Origin of the sequence: Imperialibacter sp. EC-SDR9 (genome assembly GCF_902498805.1) — a bacterium.
GTDB lineage: Bacteria > Bacteroidota > Bacteroidia > Cytophagales > Cyclobacteriaceae > Imperialibacter.
In genome coordinates this window covers 170,450-185,783 of record NZ_LR701583.1, presented here as the reverse complement: position 1 = coordinate 185,783, position 15,334 = coordinate 170,450, and the positions used below count along the sequence as shown (strand labels likewise).

Genomic DNA, 15,334 nt, shown 5'->3' with positions numbered 1-15,334 from the left:
CCAAAGTAGCGCTATCCTTACTCGAAGATTGTCAAATCAAATTACCTAGAACCCAGAAAAGAAACAGAGCTGCATTCAACCCTGCTTTCAGAGAAGAATTACTCAAGGTTTAAATGCGATTGCCCTGGATGATGTAATTGTTGCCTCTAACTCCAACCCGCCCACAAAACAAATTACCGACAAAATTCGCCATATCCTCCGCTGTTCCAATTCTCCCTCCATTCTTTGGATATGAAACCTGCAGACTCTTATTTCAGGCACCAGATAAACAGCAATTATTCGTTAACTACTTGATAATCTTATGTATCTAAAAAGAGGATTCCTGGCCCTGCTATCAGCTTTCTGCCTGATGATGGTCAACACAACATTTGCTCAAGTTCCTACACCGGAGTCACATTTCGGCTTCCAGGTGGGTGCCGACTACAAACTGTTCAATCACCAGCAGCAGATGGATTACTTCCAGAAGCTGGATGCAGCTTCCGACAGGGTGCTGATGAAAGAGATTGGCAAAACCACGCTCGGCAAACCGATGGTGGTGGTGTTTATTTCGAGTGAAGACAATATCAAAAACCTTGAGAAATACCGAAAAATAAGCGAAGACCTGGCCAGGGTCAGGGTAGATGAAGCCACCGCCCGCAAGTACAGCGAAGAAGGCAAGGCTGTCATCTGGATAGATGGTGGTCTGCATGCCACTGAGCGTGCCGGTGCGCAAATGACGCCGGAGCTGGCCTACAGGGTGGCTACTGAAGAGACTTCGGAGATGAAGAAAATCCGGGACGAGGTCATCTTCATCTTGATGCCCAGTATGAACCCCGACGGACTGAACATCGTAGAAAGCTGGTACAAAAAGAACCTGGGCACGCCATGGGAAACTACAAACCCGCCGTGGCTCTACCACCACTTTATCGGTCACGATAACAACCGTGACTGGTTCATGAACAACATGCCGGAGAGCTACCATGTGAACGAAGTGCTGTACAACGAGTGGTATCCGCAGATTGTGTACAACCAACACCAGACCTCACCAGGGTGGGCGAGGATTTTCCTTCCTCCTTTTGATAACCCAGTTAACCCCAATATTCACCCCGGCGCTACCACGGGCACCAATTTGGTAGGCACAGCCATGGCCAACCGATTTGCGCTGGAAAGAAAGCCTGGCGTGATCTCCAACCACACTTTCAGCATGTGGTGGAACGGCGGGATGCGTACTGTGCCCTATTTCCATAATATGATTGGCATTCTGACAGAAACAGGGCATGCCACGCCAACACCCCGTTTCTACGATCCCGATTCTATTCCCAAGTATATCCGTGGCCTGGGTGGCTCCAAGCCTACCGACGGCACGCACATTTTCTATTCTGACCCATGGAAGGGTGGCGAGTCGCATTTCAGAGACGCCGTGGACTATATGATCACAGGCTCACTGGCCGTGCTTGACCTGGCCGCCGACCGCAAGGAACACTACCTGTACAATATCTACAGCATGGGCAAAGACGCCATCGAAGCTAAACTTTTAGAAAATAGCTTTGCCTACGTGATCCCTGCTGAGCAGTTCGATAAAGGGGAGGCCCGCAACCTGGTGAATATTTTGCGCCAGGGTGGCGTGGAAATGCACAAGGCCACCAAGTCGTTTATGGTGAAAGGAAAAGAATATGCCGCCGGCACATATATTGCTTATTCGGCACAGGCGTTCCGCCCTTACCTGGTCGATTTGATGGAGAAGCAAAGCTATCCTGATCTTAGAATCAGCCCGGGAGGCCCTCCAATTCCTCCTTATGACCTCGCTGGCTGGACATTGCCTATGCAAATGGGCGTGACGGTCGACAAGGTGATGGAGAAATTCACTGCCAGTACTGAGGAAATTAAAACAAGAGAGCCTGTCACAGCTGGTAAAGTATCAGGCAAGTCGGGCTATGGTTATAGCCTCACCACCAATGAAAACTCTGCCATCAAGGCCGTTAACTTCCTTTTGGCCAAGGGCGAGAAGGTAAGCCGCCTGGCTGCGAAGCAGGGCGACATGGCTGCTGGTACTTTTGTTGTTGAAAAAGGCGGCTCCACCGATGCCAATGTTTCAGAAGCCTCGAAAACATATGGAGTAGACTTCGCTGGTCTTGCCGCCAAGCCTGCGGGCACGATGAAAGCCATCAAACTGCCGAAGGTTGGTTTGTACAAGACATGGCAGGCCAATATGGACGAAGGCTGGACCCGCTGGTTGCTGCAGGACTACGGCTTCCCACTGGATACACTGCACGACAACGATGTGCGCACCAAAGACCTTTCGCAGTACGATGCCATCATCATTCCTGATCAACGCCCTGATGGTATCCTCAACGGTTATTCGTTTGGTTTTATGCCACCAGAGTACACAGGAGGTATGGGCATCGACGGACTGGCGGCCATCAAAAACTATGTGGCCAATGGTGGTCAGCTGATCACCTTCGACGAGGCCAGCGATTTTGCTGTCGACCAGTTTGGGCTGTCGTTGCGAAGCACCACCAACGGTTTGTCGCCCAACACCTTCTTTATCCCGGGGTCGCTCATCAGGACCAATGTAGATACCAACCACAGCCTGGCTTACGGTGTGCAGGCAGAAGTGGCTGCGTCGTTCAACCAGAGTCGTGCTTACAGCAGGGTGGTGAAGGAGAACGAAGGCGAAGGAGGGAAGGAGCCGACTGTGAAGGAAGCACCTGAGCCCCCGATTGAAATAGTGGCAACTTACGCCAAAGACAAGCTGCTGATGAGCGGCTGGGCCATGGGGCAGGACAAGTACATTGGTTCCAAAGCAGCGGTGATCAAAGCTGGGTATGGCAGCGGCAGCATAGTGCTGTTTGCTTTCCGTCCGCAGTTCAGAGGCCAGCCCAGGGCTACTTACAAGCTGATCTTCAATGCTATTTATGAAGGCACGATGGAGTAGGGTGTGATGTATGCAGTTCGTTTGCCTACCGCCTAACGTCACTTGGAAATAAATGTAAATCGTTTCGTCACTTCGATGGAGGCACGACTGAGAAGTCTCCCGAACTTAAAATGCTGGCGGGATGAGATTGTTCTTCTTTCCCGGGGACTTCTCGCTCCACTGCGTTGCGCTTCGAAGTGACGATCAGGTGGTGGTTGGAGGTTTCCAACGGGATTGGGCTTCGGGATAAAAAGATCGCAACAACTGCTGAAGAATGTAAATACCATTAAGTCGTTAGTCAATTAACAATGATCCCCGGGTCGTGGGTAAATCCACAGCCCGGGGATTTTTACTTTCAGCGTTCGCTTTTAACACTCTTTAACCCTTTTTAACCGGTCATTAACATTAGTCGGTTTTTTGGTGTCGTACCTTGGAAGCAACTAATCGAACTGCCAATGACCACTTTTTTACGCACCGCCTTCCGGGTTTTCAAAAAGGACAAAGCCTTTACTTTCATCAATATTCTGGGCCTGACGCTCGGCATCATGTCGGCTATCATAATTTTTCTGGTGGTGAAGCAGGAAATGAGCTATGAGAAGTTTCATGTCAACCTCGATAGGATTTACAGGATCAATAGTCAAACCAGCCAAAAGGGTGGCTTTTCTTTTTTAACAGCTACACCCGGGCCGCTGGGGGAGGCGCTCGAAGCCGAAGTGCCAGGTGTGGAAGAAAGCGCCTGCACCTACTATCGGCGGGCGGGTAACTTTGTGATAGAAGCCGATGGGCAAAAGCGGGAGTTTACTGAGGCTGAAGGAGTGGCACTTTTGGGACCTTCCTTTTTTAAGATGTTCAGCTTTGAGGTGCTCTCAGGGGATGTAAATGACCTCAACCTGCCCGACAAGGTGTTTCTTTCGGAGACGATTGCTAAAAAGTTTTTCGCCATCAGCGATCCATTAGAAGCTGTAGGCCAAACGCTGAGAATGGACAACGACTTCACGCTTTCGGTGGCGGGAATTCTGAAAGACTTTCCGGCGAATACGGATTTTCCCTTTACCATTGTGGTGTCACCCGAAACACTCAAAGACCAGATAGATTTCAGCTCATGGAATAGACTCGATAATTCCATGAACACGTATTTCATGCTGGCAGAGCAGGCAGATACCACAGGGTTTCAGTCGCAGATCGATACCCTGATAGCCAAAAATGCAGGTTCTTTCTTTGCCAGGTTCTTCAATTTCGAGCTCCAGCCTTTGAGCCAGGTGCATTTCGATAATCATTTTAGCAACTACAACTCAAGGACGATTTCCGGCACTACCATCACCGGCATGATGGTGCTGGGGGCCTTTTTACTGCTTACTGCCTGTATCAATTTTATCAACCTGGCCACAGCCAATGCGATGAAAAGAGGCAAAGAAGTAGGCATCAGGAAGGTGCTCGGCAGCTCTTCGGGTAACCTGATAGGGCAGTTTCTTGGCGAGACTACTTTGCTGGCGCTCATTTCTCTTGCGCTGTCAATTCCACTGGCTTATCTGTTGAAGCCGTATGTAGAAGACCTTATCGGGTTTCCGTTTCACTTTAGTTTGTTTAACGATCCTATGGCGCTCGGTTTTCTGGCGCTTCTGCTTGTGGCAGTAGTGTTGATTTCAGGTCTGTATCCTTCATTGGTCATGGCAAGGTTTCGCCCTTCGCAAGTCATCAGAAGCGGGTTGACCGGGAAAGCAGGCAAAGGGAGCTTGTTACGAAAAATACTTGTCGTGTTCCAGTTTTTGATCTCGCAGGTGCTGATCATCGGCCTTTTTGTGATTTTTTCTCAGATGGATTACTTCATCAACAAGGACCTGGGCTTTGCCAAAGAAGGCGTTATCAATATTCAGTTTCCAAATGGAAAACAAGGTAAAGGTGCAGCCTTTAAAGGTGCTGTACAGAACGTTAGTGGGGTGGAAATGGTGACGTTGCAGAACGCCAGCCCCAGCTCGAGAAGTCGCTGGGTGAGTACCTATTCTTTCGAGGGTTCATCGGAGGACACACCATATTCTGCAGAGCTGAAATTCGGCGATAAAGATTATATCGATATGTACCAGCTCACCTTTCTGGCAGGACGGGGCTTTCTTAGAGATGATACCGTTACCGAAATTGTCGCTAACCGGAAGATGATCGAAGAAATGGGGTTTGCCAGCCCTGAAGAGGCTTTGAATGCAAAAATATTATCAGGTGAATCCGGTGTGCCTATTGTGGGCGTAGTAGAAAACTATCACACCAATGGGCTGAGGGAGCCTATCAAAGCTGGCTACATCTCCGCTAACCCGGAGTCTTTTGTGGAGGTTGGGATTAAGCTCAATATGTCGCAAGCAAAAGAGTCGCTGGCCAACATAGAGGCAATCTGGAATGATATGTTTCCTAACGAGCCCTTCAAGTATCAATTTCTGGATGAAACAATCAGGAGTTTTTATGAGGCTGAGCAACGGCTGGCAAAGGTGATAGGCGTTTTTACCGGTATCGCCATTTTTATCGGTTGCCTTGGGTTGTATGGGCTGGTTTCATTTGTCACTAACCAGCGTATGAAGGAGATCGGCATCAGGAAAGTGTTAGGAGCAGGTTTGTTCAATATTTTTTATATCATTTCAAGAGAGTTCGTCGTGCTGGTGGTGGTTGCATTTGTCGCAGCAGCGCCCATTGCTTTCCACTATACCTCAGAGTGGCTGGACGGTTTTGAGTACAGGGTGGAGGTGCAGCCTTTGGTATACCTGGTAGCCATTGTGCTCAGCCTGGTGATTGCTCTTTTCTCGGTCACGTTCAAAGCGCTGGCTGCGGCAAAAATTAATCCTGTGGATACACTGAGAACGGAGTAACGAAAGATGACCACCACCTGCCGTCTTTGCGAGAAGCCTTTGATAATTCTCATTTTGTGTCTAAATCACACGGAGACGAAGCAATCTGTCTGTTAGAACACGGCTCCGTAGTCAACAGATTGCTTCAGTCGCTCGGTGATTAGTAACATAGATTGGGCATTGGTCTGCTCCGTCGCAATGACGTCAGGTTAAGGTTTAGGAGTGAGAGAACCAACTACGAAGCACTCAACACCCCCTGCCGGTCATTGCGAATCACTGCTCTGTATATTAATTGTGTCAGGAATGGTCGGGTGATGTGGCCATCTGTCTGTTAGAATATTGCTTTGGAATGAACAGATTGCTTCAGTCGCTCAAAGAGTGGTGGCATAGAGAGCCTGGAGCTGGCTCCATCGCAATGACCGTCGAGTCGGGGTTAGCGTTGATAAAACATAAAGTCAACACCACCCATTGCAGCCAAATACCATCTTCCCTTCATTTTGATTTTTTTACCTATCTTTAAATAAATCATTTTTTGGCTGTATGGATTACGTACTAAGAAAGCAGATCAGTCTGCTGATTGAACTCGCTCTTTCTGATAATAAATTTGACTTGAGTGAAAAAGCTTACCTGATGAAGTTTGCTTCCAGCCGTGGTGCGAAGAATGCCGAGGTTGCCCGAATGATCAACAACCCAACACCAACAGGTTCACTCGAAATGCTGAATTTGACGCAGAAAATGGAGCTGATGTTGAGTTGCGGCAGGGTTGTCGTGGCCGACGGAGTTGTTGAGCCTGAGGAGCAAACGTTTATGTACGAGGTAGCCAAAAAGATGGGCTTTAAAAAGGGGGTGGTTGATTACCTCCTGAAAAATGTAACCACATTACCAGAGACTGAACTCAAAGAAGGGTTCCTTGCGTTCGCTGGTTAACAGAACCTTTTGGGTTGATTAAGGAAGTTGCTGTTTGATCCAGCCTGCCACCAGGTGAAGCACCTTTTCCCGGTCTACATCATAGTGTGTTTCGTGTTTAGAGGTTTTCCACTCCTGAAATGTGACGTAGCCCGGAGCCTTTGAAGCAAACTCCTTCGTAGCTTCCATGCTGGTGATTTTGTCCTGACCGCCGTGAAATGCCAGCACGGGAATATTGAGTTCGCCAGCCTTTCCAATGGCCTTTTCCCCTGCTTCTATTAAGCTCAAAGAAAGCTGAGAAGTAATCCGGCTATGTATGAGGGGGTCGCTTTTGTATTTCTCAACTTCTGCTGCTATCGATGAGATTCCGTTGGGGTCGAGCCCACTGGACGCACTGAAGGAAGGCCAGATATTTCGCATGATTTTCGCCAACTTCAATAGGATCGCCGGAGGCGACATTGCCAGCCTCAGAAAAGGTGAGGACAGAATAGCTCCGTGTAGTTCGAGCGTCTTTTTTGATGTTAGAAAGTTCACGACCATGTTGCCACCCATGCTATGTCCGTAGAGAAACATGGGTGTTTCTATGAACTCCACCCTGGCGGATTTCATCAAGTCTTCGACATCTTCCAATAGCAGGTCGTAGGAGGGAGTATGGCCTTTTTTGCCGTCGGAATGTCCATGACCACGAAGATCCATGCCAAACACAGCCATGCCCTGTTGAGTGAAAAATTCGGCAACGTGCTGATACCTGCCTATGTGTTCCCCATGCCCGTGCACAAGGCAGATCAAAGCTGATGGCTCCATGTCAGGCAACCAGGAGCGACCCTTTAGATTGAGTCCGTCCCTGGAAATTATGTCGTAAGATTCCTCTGTCATGCAGCCACTTCTGTATTTAGCCATTTATAACTGCCGTGAAGATACGTCTGACGATCTTTTTTTTATTACTTTGATGCAAAAGTTTACCCTAATACACCCGAATGATGCAAGGAAAGTATATCGTAGCCCTCGACCAGGGCACCACAAGTTCACGTGCGATCATCTTCAATGCTGATGGGAGCATTCTCGGCAGCGCTCAGAAAGAATTCAGACAAATATTTCCCAAACCAGGCTGGGTCGAGCACGACCCCGACGAGATTTGGGCTACACAATGGGAAGTGTTCAAAAAGGCACTTGCCGACCACAAGGTAGCCCCGTCGCAGATTGCCGCCATTGGCATCACCAACCAAAGGGAAACCACCGTGGTATGGGATAGAAAGACCGGTCAGCCAATTTTTAATGCCATTGTGTGGCAGGACCGGCGAACGGCGGAGATTTGCGAAAAGCTGAAAGCCGATGGTCACGAGCAATACATCAGGGAGAATACGGGACTGGTGGTAGATGCCTATTTCTCCGGTACAAAAGTGCAATGGATCCTCGACAACGTGGAAGGAGCCAGGAAGCGGGCAGAGAAGGGTGAGCTGGCCTTTGGTACCATCGACTCGTGGCTGGTGTGGAAGCTGACTAATGGAAAGAAACACGTGACAGACTACACGAATGCTTCCAGAACCTTGCTTTATAATATCAAGAAACTGGAATGGGACAGCACGCTGCTGAAAGCACTTAAGGTGCCTGAGTCGCTGCTGCCTGAGGTGAAGCCCTCATCACATCACTTTGGTGACCTGGAAATGGACGGCGTCAAAATTCCGATAGCAGGTATCGCCGGCGATCAGCAAGCCGCCTTGTTTGGGCAAGCATGCTTTGAACCGGGCATGGCCAAAAATACTTATGGCACCGGTTGCTTCATGCTGATGAACACAGGCACGAAGATGCAGCTGTCTCACTCAGGACTGGTGAGCACGATAGCCTGGGGGCTTGACGGTAAGGTGACCTATGCGCTCGAAGGCAGTATTTTCATTGCTGGTGCAGCCGTACAGTGGCTTCGGGATGGACTTAAATTGATTGATGAGGCACCGGATTCGGAGTACTTTGCTGTGAAGGCTGGCGATTCGGAGGGGGTGTATGTAGTGCCAGCATTTGCCGGCCTGGGTGCACCTTACTGGGACATGTATGCCAGGGGTGCCATTTTCGGCCTCACCCGAGACACAGGCAAGAGTCATCTGGTAAAAGCCACGCTGGAGTCGATGGCCTACCAAACCAAAGATGTGCTGGAGGCGATGCAAAAAGATGCCGGTTTGTCCCTGAAAACCCTTAAGGTAGACGGTGGAGCTACTGCTAACAATTTTCTCATGCAGTTTCAGGCGGATATTTTAGGAGCCAATGTGGAGCGCCCAAGTATTATTGAGTCAACCGCCATGGGCGCTGCTTTTCTGGCAGGTATTGAAGTAGGATTGTGGAGTCAAAAGGAAATTGTGAAAAACAGAGAGATCAATAGAGTGTTTACTCCAGAGATGGAGGAGGGTGATAGAAAACGCCTGTACAACGGGTGGAAAAGCGCCGTGAAACGCAGCATGGGCTGGCTAAAAGATGTGGAATAAACTCATTTATTCCTTTCCTGTACAATTATTGGTTATGCACGTCAGGCGTAACCTGTTTATGCTATTCTTTTGGGTGAGCCTGGTGGCAGTGTTTACTGGCAACTTCGGGCGAATATTGGGTATCCCTTACTTATTTCTCGATCCGGAATACCTGAACAGAGTGGACTTTTGGAGCTTTTTTATAGTCGGCTTTTGTATGGGCGGCTTTACCGCAGCCTTCAACATTTCCTGTTATATCCTTTACGGCCATGAGTATTCATTTCTGGGTGTGCTTGAGCGCCCTTTTACCAAGTTTTCTATCAACAACAGCCTGTTGCCCATCATTGTGAATGTGGCTTACCTGGTTTTTATTTTTCAATTTCAAATGGAAAATGAATTCAGAGGGCCTGGCGACCTGTTCTGGAAAATCCTTGGCTATCTGGCTGGTTTTCTGGGCATGCTTGCCGTGCTGTATACCTATTTCAGGTTGACCAATAAAGACATTTTCAAATACCTGACGGGTAGTGTGGATAAACGCCTGAAAAAGGTGAAAGTCAACCGCAAAAGGGCGTTGGATAAGCTGAAGGAAGTAAGAGAGAGTAAAAACAGGGTCGACTTCTACTGGGACGAAAAATTCAGGCTAAGACCGACTGCCTATATCAACGATTTCTATGACAAGGAAGCCATCTTAAAAGTGTTTGATCAAAACCACTTCAATTTGGTGCTGATTGAGCTTCTTATCATTGTCGTTGTTTTGCTGCTGGGCTTCTTCATGGACAATCCCTATTTCCAGATACCGGCTGCTGCCAGCGCTATCCTCTTTGGCACCATTTTCATTATGCTTAGTGGTGCCATTAGCTACTGGTTCCGTAGCTGGGGGCTTATTTTCAGTATTACGGCATTTCTGCTGCTCAATTTCCTGGTAAAAATGGACGTTTTTCGGAGCCTCAATCCCGCCTTCGGGCTCAACTATAAAGGCAACAGGGCAGAGTACTCTATCAAGACTTTGAATGACCGTAACACGCCCGAAGTGTACGACCGTGATGTGGAATCGATGCTGCCGGTGCTGGAGAAGTGGAAGGCCAAGCAAAAAACGACAGGAAAGCCCAAGATGGTGTTCCTGTGCGTGAGTGGAGGAGGGCAACGGGCAGCGCTTTGGACCATGCGGGTGATGCAGCAGATGGACAGCCTTTTGAATGGGACTTTGTTGGATAACACAATGATGATTACCGGTGCCTCAGGAGGCATTGTGGGAGCGGCTTACTATAGGGAGCTTTTTCTGCGGGAGAAGAGTGGTGAGATAGAGAACCGAATGGAGGATCAGTACCTGTCTAAAATCGCCATGGATAACCTGAATCCCATGATTTTCAGCCTGCTTGTGAACGATATGTTTATCAGGTTCCAGTATTTCAGGTACGAGGGAGAAGTTTATCTCAAAGACAGGGGTTACGCTTTTGAGAACCAGCTCAACCGGAATACGGACATGATCATGGAAAAGAAGCTAAAAGACTATCAGGAGGCCGAAAGCAATGCAGAAGTGCCCTTGCTGCTGATGGCTCCTACGATAGTGAATGACGGACGAAAGCTTTATATCTCCACACAAGACGTTGGCTTTATGACCACGAATGCTGCAAGCACCAATGCGGAACTGGTTACCAAGGTGAGAGGGGTAGATTTCAGAAGCTTTTTTAAAGAGCAAAATGCTGATGAGCTTCGGTTTTTAAGTGCGTTGAGAATGAGTGCTACTTTTCCCTATATCACTCCCAATATAGAGTTGCCCAGCGATCCGCCGCTCGAAATCATGGACGCTGGCATTTCCGACAACTATGGCATATCAGATGCCGTGCGATTCGTTTATGTGTTCCGGGAGTGGATTGAGGAAAACACCTCTGGCGTCGTAATTTTTTCTGTGAGAGACCATCAGAAGAATGCTGAGATAGAGAAAAAGGCGTCAGAGTCTATCGTGCAGAAGTTTTCATCGCCTATCAGCAGTGTGTATAACAACCTTGGCAATATCCAGGATCTTAACAACGACAGCCGGATTGAGTTTGCTACCGAATGGTTCAAAGGCAACCTGTATCAGATAGAGGTGGAGTACAACACTAACACCATGTTTGAAGGGGAGAGCGGTTTGCCCACTGAAGTGCTGCTGGAAAGAAAGCAAAATGAACGAGCTTCTCTCAACTGGCACCTGACGACGAGGGAGAAGAAGAACATTATCGACAATATCAATTTGGTAAGCAACCAGCAGGCGCTGATGAGGTTGAAGGAATTGCTGGAGGAAAATGAATAGGTGTTTTTTTCTGGCAGAAGGACAACTACAAGAAAAATATGACGCCATCCTTCCTGGTAGGTTGACGAGGTAAAAATACATGAAAAATTGCTTGATAACTCTGGATGATAGATCGCTTTTCGAACTATTTCCAATACTTTTCAACCAAGCGCAGAATACGAGGTTGGTCTAGAAATTTAACGGAACCCTTTAGCGCTGGACTTATTTTATTTCTTATTATTTCAATTGCTTGTTTTGATATTTTGCCACTTACAAACACATAGAATGTTGAAATATATTTTTGTTCTTCATCATTGAGTTGTTGATACGGTATCACAAATGCGTCGTCGAGTTGGGCAATGATCTCCTTTAGTTTGCCCGTAGATTTTCCATCTAGGTTTCCTGTTTTCACTTGAATTGCACTATGACTCATTGTCCCAAATCTTGTTTGTTCGGAGAATACATAGTCTTTCCCATGTTCTGTTGTCCCATGAGTAAACTCAAGATTATCTAGCCCCATCTTCCGAAACAAAGGCGAAAGGACCTCCTTACAAAAAAGGAGCTCATCTGATTCATAAGCTTCTTTCCACTTGAAACCAACTAGCTCTAATTCAACAAGATTGATGGTTGAACCAAGAACCATAAATGTATGGTCAAGGACTTCCTTAAATTTGGTTTCCTGAGTGAACTCTGTTTGATATTGAAATACGATGATCGGACTTTCAAGGTCATCATAGTCTAGTACTTTTATAAGAAACTCTGTATTACATTCAGAAAATCTTCTCATGTAGGTGTTGGGATTCCAAATACTTTGATGAAATGAGACTTTATCTCCAGTTATTTCTATGACTATATGCTCTTCCTTTCGGTCAATCCTTGTTACTACAAAATTTGTGTTTAGAATCTCTTTCATCATGAAGAAGCCGTGCTTGTTCGGTAAATTTGAAATTAATTCATCGCCAAGTTCATCAAGACTAATTAAAATGTCATCGTCATTTGAAGTAGTCCCGTCCGAATTCAGATATCCCTGGCTAGTAATTAATTTGTCATCTAAATAGGCATGGAGATGGTCATTAGTCTCAACGAATCTAATCATAAGGGTCTTTAGGTATTTGGTTAAGTTGTTAGGATAAGAATGAAGCTTCAGAGTTTAGTGTTGAAAAGTAATTTTTGATTTTGCTAAATAGTTAAAATTAAGTCAGTTGATGAAAAGCCAAGCAAGAATTCGGGGGAATTAGAGTCAGAACCGAATGCTATTACGTCTTCTGCTTCTTTTTTTGAGCCGAAGGAAACAGCACGTTGTTCAGAATAAGCCTGTAACCTGGTGAGTTGGGGTAAAGGTCGAGGTTGGTTTGCTCCCGCCAGCCACCAGGAGAGCGCTCAGGGTCGTGGCCGCTGTAGAAGGTCCAGTGGCCATAGCCCATTTCCCCGTAGATGTAGCGCACCTCGCCATCGCCACTGTTTTCGCCAAGGATCAGCACATCGGACTTAACGGTGGAGGCCGAAAATGCAGTGGTTTGTCCGAAGAAGGACTTGACAATGGCCGTATGGTTTTGGGTGAGGAGGGACGGCACAATGTCCCACTTGGCAGAAAAATCGAACAGTGAAAAGTAGCCCGAGCTTTCGTCGTAGTAATAGCGCCGACCTTCCGATGTGTTGATGTTTGAAAACCTTCTCGAATTGGGCGGGTCGAGTATGAAATCGGTAAAGGCAAAAGTCTTGCTGAAGTCAAGCTTTTGCTGCGCCTGCGGATCCATACCGTCGCCATCGTACATGCTTTCTACAATATCTACACCCTCAGCAGCCAGGGCGATGTCGAACGTTTCGGCACCGGAGCACATGGCAAAAAGATAGCCACCTGTCAGTGTGAAGCCCTCAATCTTTTTGGCCACCGCCAGCTTCATGTCGGATACTTTTCTGTACCCAAAAGAGGCCGCTGTAGCTTCCTGTATCTTCGCCTCAATCTGCGAAGACTGTCTTCTCAAATGCCGCCCAAATTGCCCGGTAAAGTCTTCATGATGCAGGTGCAGCCAGTCGAAATGTACCAGGCTGTCGGACAGGACTTCCGTGTCGTAAATGATGGTGTAGGGAATTTCTGCGTAATCGAGGGCGGTAATCACAGCGTCGGTATTGTCTTCCACCATGTCGTTCTTTGGAGAGTAAACGGCGATTCGGGGTTCCTTTTCCATTTTCACCGAGTTCATATTTACCCTGGGGCTTTCAATTTCTTTCATCAGCAGGGCAGTTTCGCCGTCACTGATCACGTCGAACGACACGCCCCTGATGCTACACTCATTTTCCACTAACGGGTTGTAGGGAAAAAGAAAGCTGCCGCCCCGGTAGTTGAGCAGCCAGTTGATAGGTATTTCATTCTGGAGAGACAGGTAGGCGATGCCGTAGGCCTTGAGGTGGTTCTTTTGGCGGGCATCCATGGGTATGAGTATAGACGCTGATTTTCCAATAGCAGGAATCAGAAACATGATGCAACAAAGAAACCGTAGAACTACTGTCCCCATGAGAAACGAGGGTTAGTGGTTACTCAATATAACGAATTAATTCGCAAGCTCGCCGCCAATCGTCACATTTCGGTTTGCATTGACAATGCCCCTGGCCGACTACATGTCAGAGTAGCTTGACCAAACCATATATCGCAACGGCAACAATGGAGATGATGCTGACCCAAAGAGTGATGTTGTACAATGTTCCTGAGGCGATGGGTTGCTCTCTTTTGTATTTGAAGTGAATGGCTGCGAAGGCCACCAATAGGAGCAGAACAGAACCGACAATGCCACCAGAAAGAATCATTAGCACCGGAGACTCCACAAAGAAATAGGCGAGGGCCCAGGCTGTGGGAAAAACCCACGCCAGCATAGCGATGGTTCTTTTTCTGGCTGCCATGTCAAAAAAGTCTATCCAACCAAGCTGCCCGAAAATATCGGCGTACATTCTCGTCCAGAAGGCGAGGGTGGCGAAAACGCTGGAGAACAGTACGAAGAAGGCGCCAACAAGGAAGATCGTTTTGAAGCCAGGCCCCAAGGATTCCGTGTAAATCGTGGCAATGGTTTCTACCATTTTCAGCCCTTCAGGCACATTGCCACTGTGGTTGAGGACAGCAGCACCCAATAAGTAGAAGGCAGCAGTGACCGACGTGTAAATAATCATCGCAACAGTGGCGTCGAGATACATGACTTTGGTCCAGCCTTCTGCTCTGCAAAGCCAGTCGTCGGAGTCGTCACGAGGGCCAGTGTAGGCAGCGTAGCCTTTCTCACGGCACCAGTAGGTGTAGGCAAGTATTTCGTCGCTGGCCACACCCGTAATGCCAAAAGCACCAATGGCTACGCCCACCAGGGCAGGTGACAGGTCGAACTGGAGCCCGCTCCATATATCGGCCATGGAAATGCTGTACTGGGTTTCGGAAAGGAAAATCAGGCAGGCAATGGTAAGGCAGGTGAAAAGCACCGTCATCACCAGTGAGGCTTTTTCCACAGGCAGGTAGTAGCCCTTGAAAATGATGCTTGCCACCAGCAAGGCAACAAAAATTACCCAGACCATGGTGGCTACAGATGGAAATAGCATGCTTAGCACCAGAGCGGAGCCGCCCATCATGCCACCAATCTGGAATACTTTGAGCGACATCAGACCGAGTATGGTCACCACAGACCATTTCCCCTTGCCAGACTTGGTGCCTGGCAGCAGCTTTAATGCCTGCATAGCTGTTTCGCCGGTGAGGATGGTATGCTTGCCAAACTCCACCTGCACTGCCACTTTTATCAGGCAGCTGGCAATAATAATCCAGAAGGCGGTGAAACCTGCCGACGCACCAAGGGTGGTAGTAGCGATCAGCTCACCTGAGCCAACGATGGAGGCTGAAAGGATGAAACCAGGCCCAAGGAATTTAAGACGCTGAAAGAAGGTGGTAGGCGGTTCTTTGATGGTCGCCGCACTGATGAGGTAAGAGTTGTCGGTCATTTATGCAGATAAG

At 47.9% G+C, this 15,334-nt stretch carries 10 protein-coding genes; 6 read left to right on the top strand and 4 right to left on the bottom strand.

The annotated features are described in order from the left end of the window. Positions 1-301: 301 nt before the first annotated feature. From GC130_RS12760 to GC130_RS12750, 4 genes are all read left to right on the top strand, one after another. Complete coding sequence (locus GC130_RS12760) at positions 302-2,914, top strand: M14 metallopeptidase family protein (RefSeq protein WP_151998704.1); 2,613 nt, start codon at positions 302-304, stop codon at positions 2,912-2,914. Positions 2,915-3,348: 434 nt separating this feature from the next. Beyond that, positions 3,349-5,742 carry an FtsX-like permease family protein gene (locus GC130_RS12755; RefSeq protein ID WP_151998703.1) on the top strand — a complete coding sequence of 798 codons (2,394 nt, stop codon included), beginning with the start codon at positions 3,349-3,351 and terminating at the stop codon, positions 5,740-5,742. Between the two features lie 328 nt (positions 5,743-6,070). Beyond that, complete coding sequence (locus GC130_RS28600; RefSeq protein WP_193217848.1) at positions 6,071-6,241, top strand: hypothetical protein; 171 nt, start codon at positions 6,071-6,073, stop codon at positions 6,239-6,241. A gap of 20 nt (positions 6,242-6,261) precedes the next feature. Then, entirely contained in the window at positions 6,262-6,648 is a 387-nt protein-coding gene (locus GC130_RS12750; RefSeq protein ID WP_151998702.1) for a hypothetical protein, read from the top strand. Positions 6,649-6,666: 18 nt separating this feature from the next. Here the strand turns inward: GC130_RS12750 and GC130_RS12745 are convergent, their stop codons facing one another. Next, the gene (locus GC130_RS12745; RefSeq protein ID WP_151998701.1) at positions 6,667-7,527 is read right to left on the bottom strand and encodes an alpha/beta hydrolase; all 861 of its coding nucleotides are present in this window, start codon (positions 7,525-7,527) and stop codon (positions 6,667-6,669) included. An 80-nt stretch (positions 7,528-7,607) separates the two neighbouring features. Here GC130_RS12745 and glpK point away from each other — a divergent pair, with 80 nt between their 5' ends. Both glpK and GC130_RS12735 read left to right on the top strand, forming a co-directional pair. Continuing rightward, positions 7,608-9,101, top strand: a complete 1,494-nt coding sequence (glpK, locus tag GC130_RS12740) for a glycerol kinase GlpK (RefSeq protein ID WP_151998710.1) — start codon at positions 7,608-7,610, stop codon at positions 9,099-9,101. Further along, a complete protein-coding gene (locus GC130_RS12735) occupies positions 9,091-11,373 on the top strand; it encodes a patatin-like phospholipase family protein (RefSeq protein WP_226940462.1) in 2,283 nt (760 codons plus the stop codon). Before glpK ends, GC130_RS12735 begins: the two co-directional genes overlap by 11 nt. Positions 11,374-11,497: 124 nt before the next feature. On the opposite strand, the gene GC130_RS12730 is transcribed toward GC130_RS12735, so the two are convergent. The 3 genes from GC130_RS12730 to GC130_RS12720 all read right to left on the bottom strand — a co-directional run bounded on the left by GC130_RS12730 (position 11,498) and on the right by GC130_RS12720 (position 15,321). Continuing rightward, positions 11,498-12,448, bottom strand: coding sequence for a hypothetical protein (locus GC130_RS12730; RefSeq protein WP_151998700.1), 951 nt, complete (start codon positions 12,446-12,448; stop codon positions 11,498-11,500). Positions 12,449-12,608: 160 nt separating this feature from the next. Beyond that, entirely contained in the window at positions 12,609-13,868 is a 1,260-nt protein-coding gene (locus GC130_RS12725) for an asparagine synthetase B (RefSeq protein ID WP_226940461.1), read from the bottom strand. A gap of 106 nt (positions 13,869-13,974) precedes the next feature. Continuing rightward, positions 13,975-15,321 (bottom strand): Nramp family divalent metal transporter, encoded by a 1,347-nt coding sequence (locus GC130_RS12720; RefSeq protein WP_151998699.1) that lies wholly within the window; start codon positions 15,319-15,321, stop codon positions 13,975-13,977. Between the last annotated feature and the right edge of the window lie 13 nt (positions 15,322-15,334).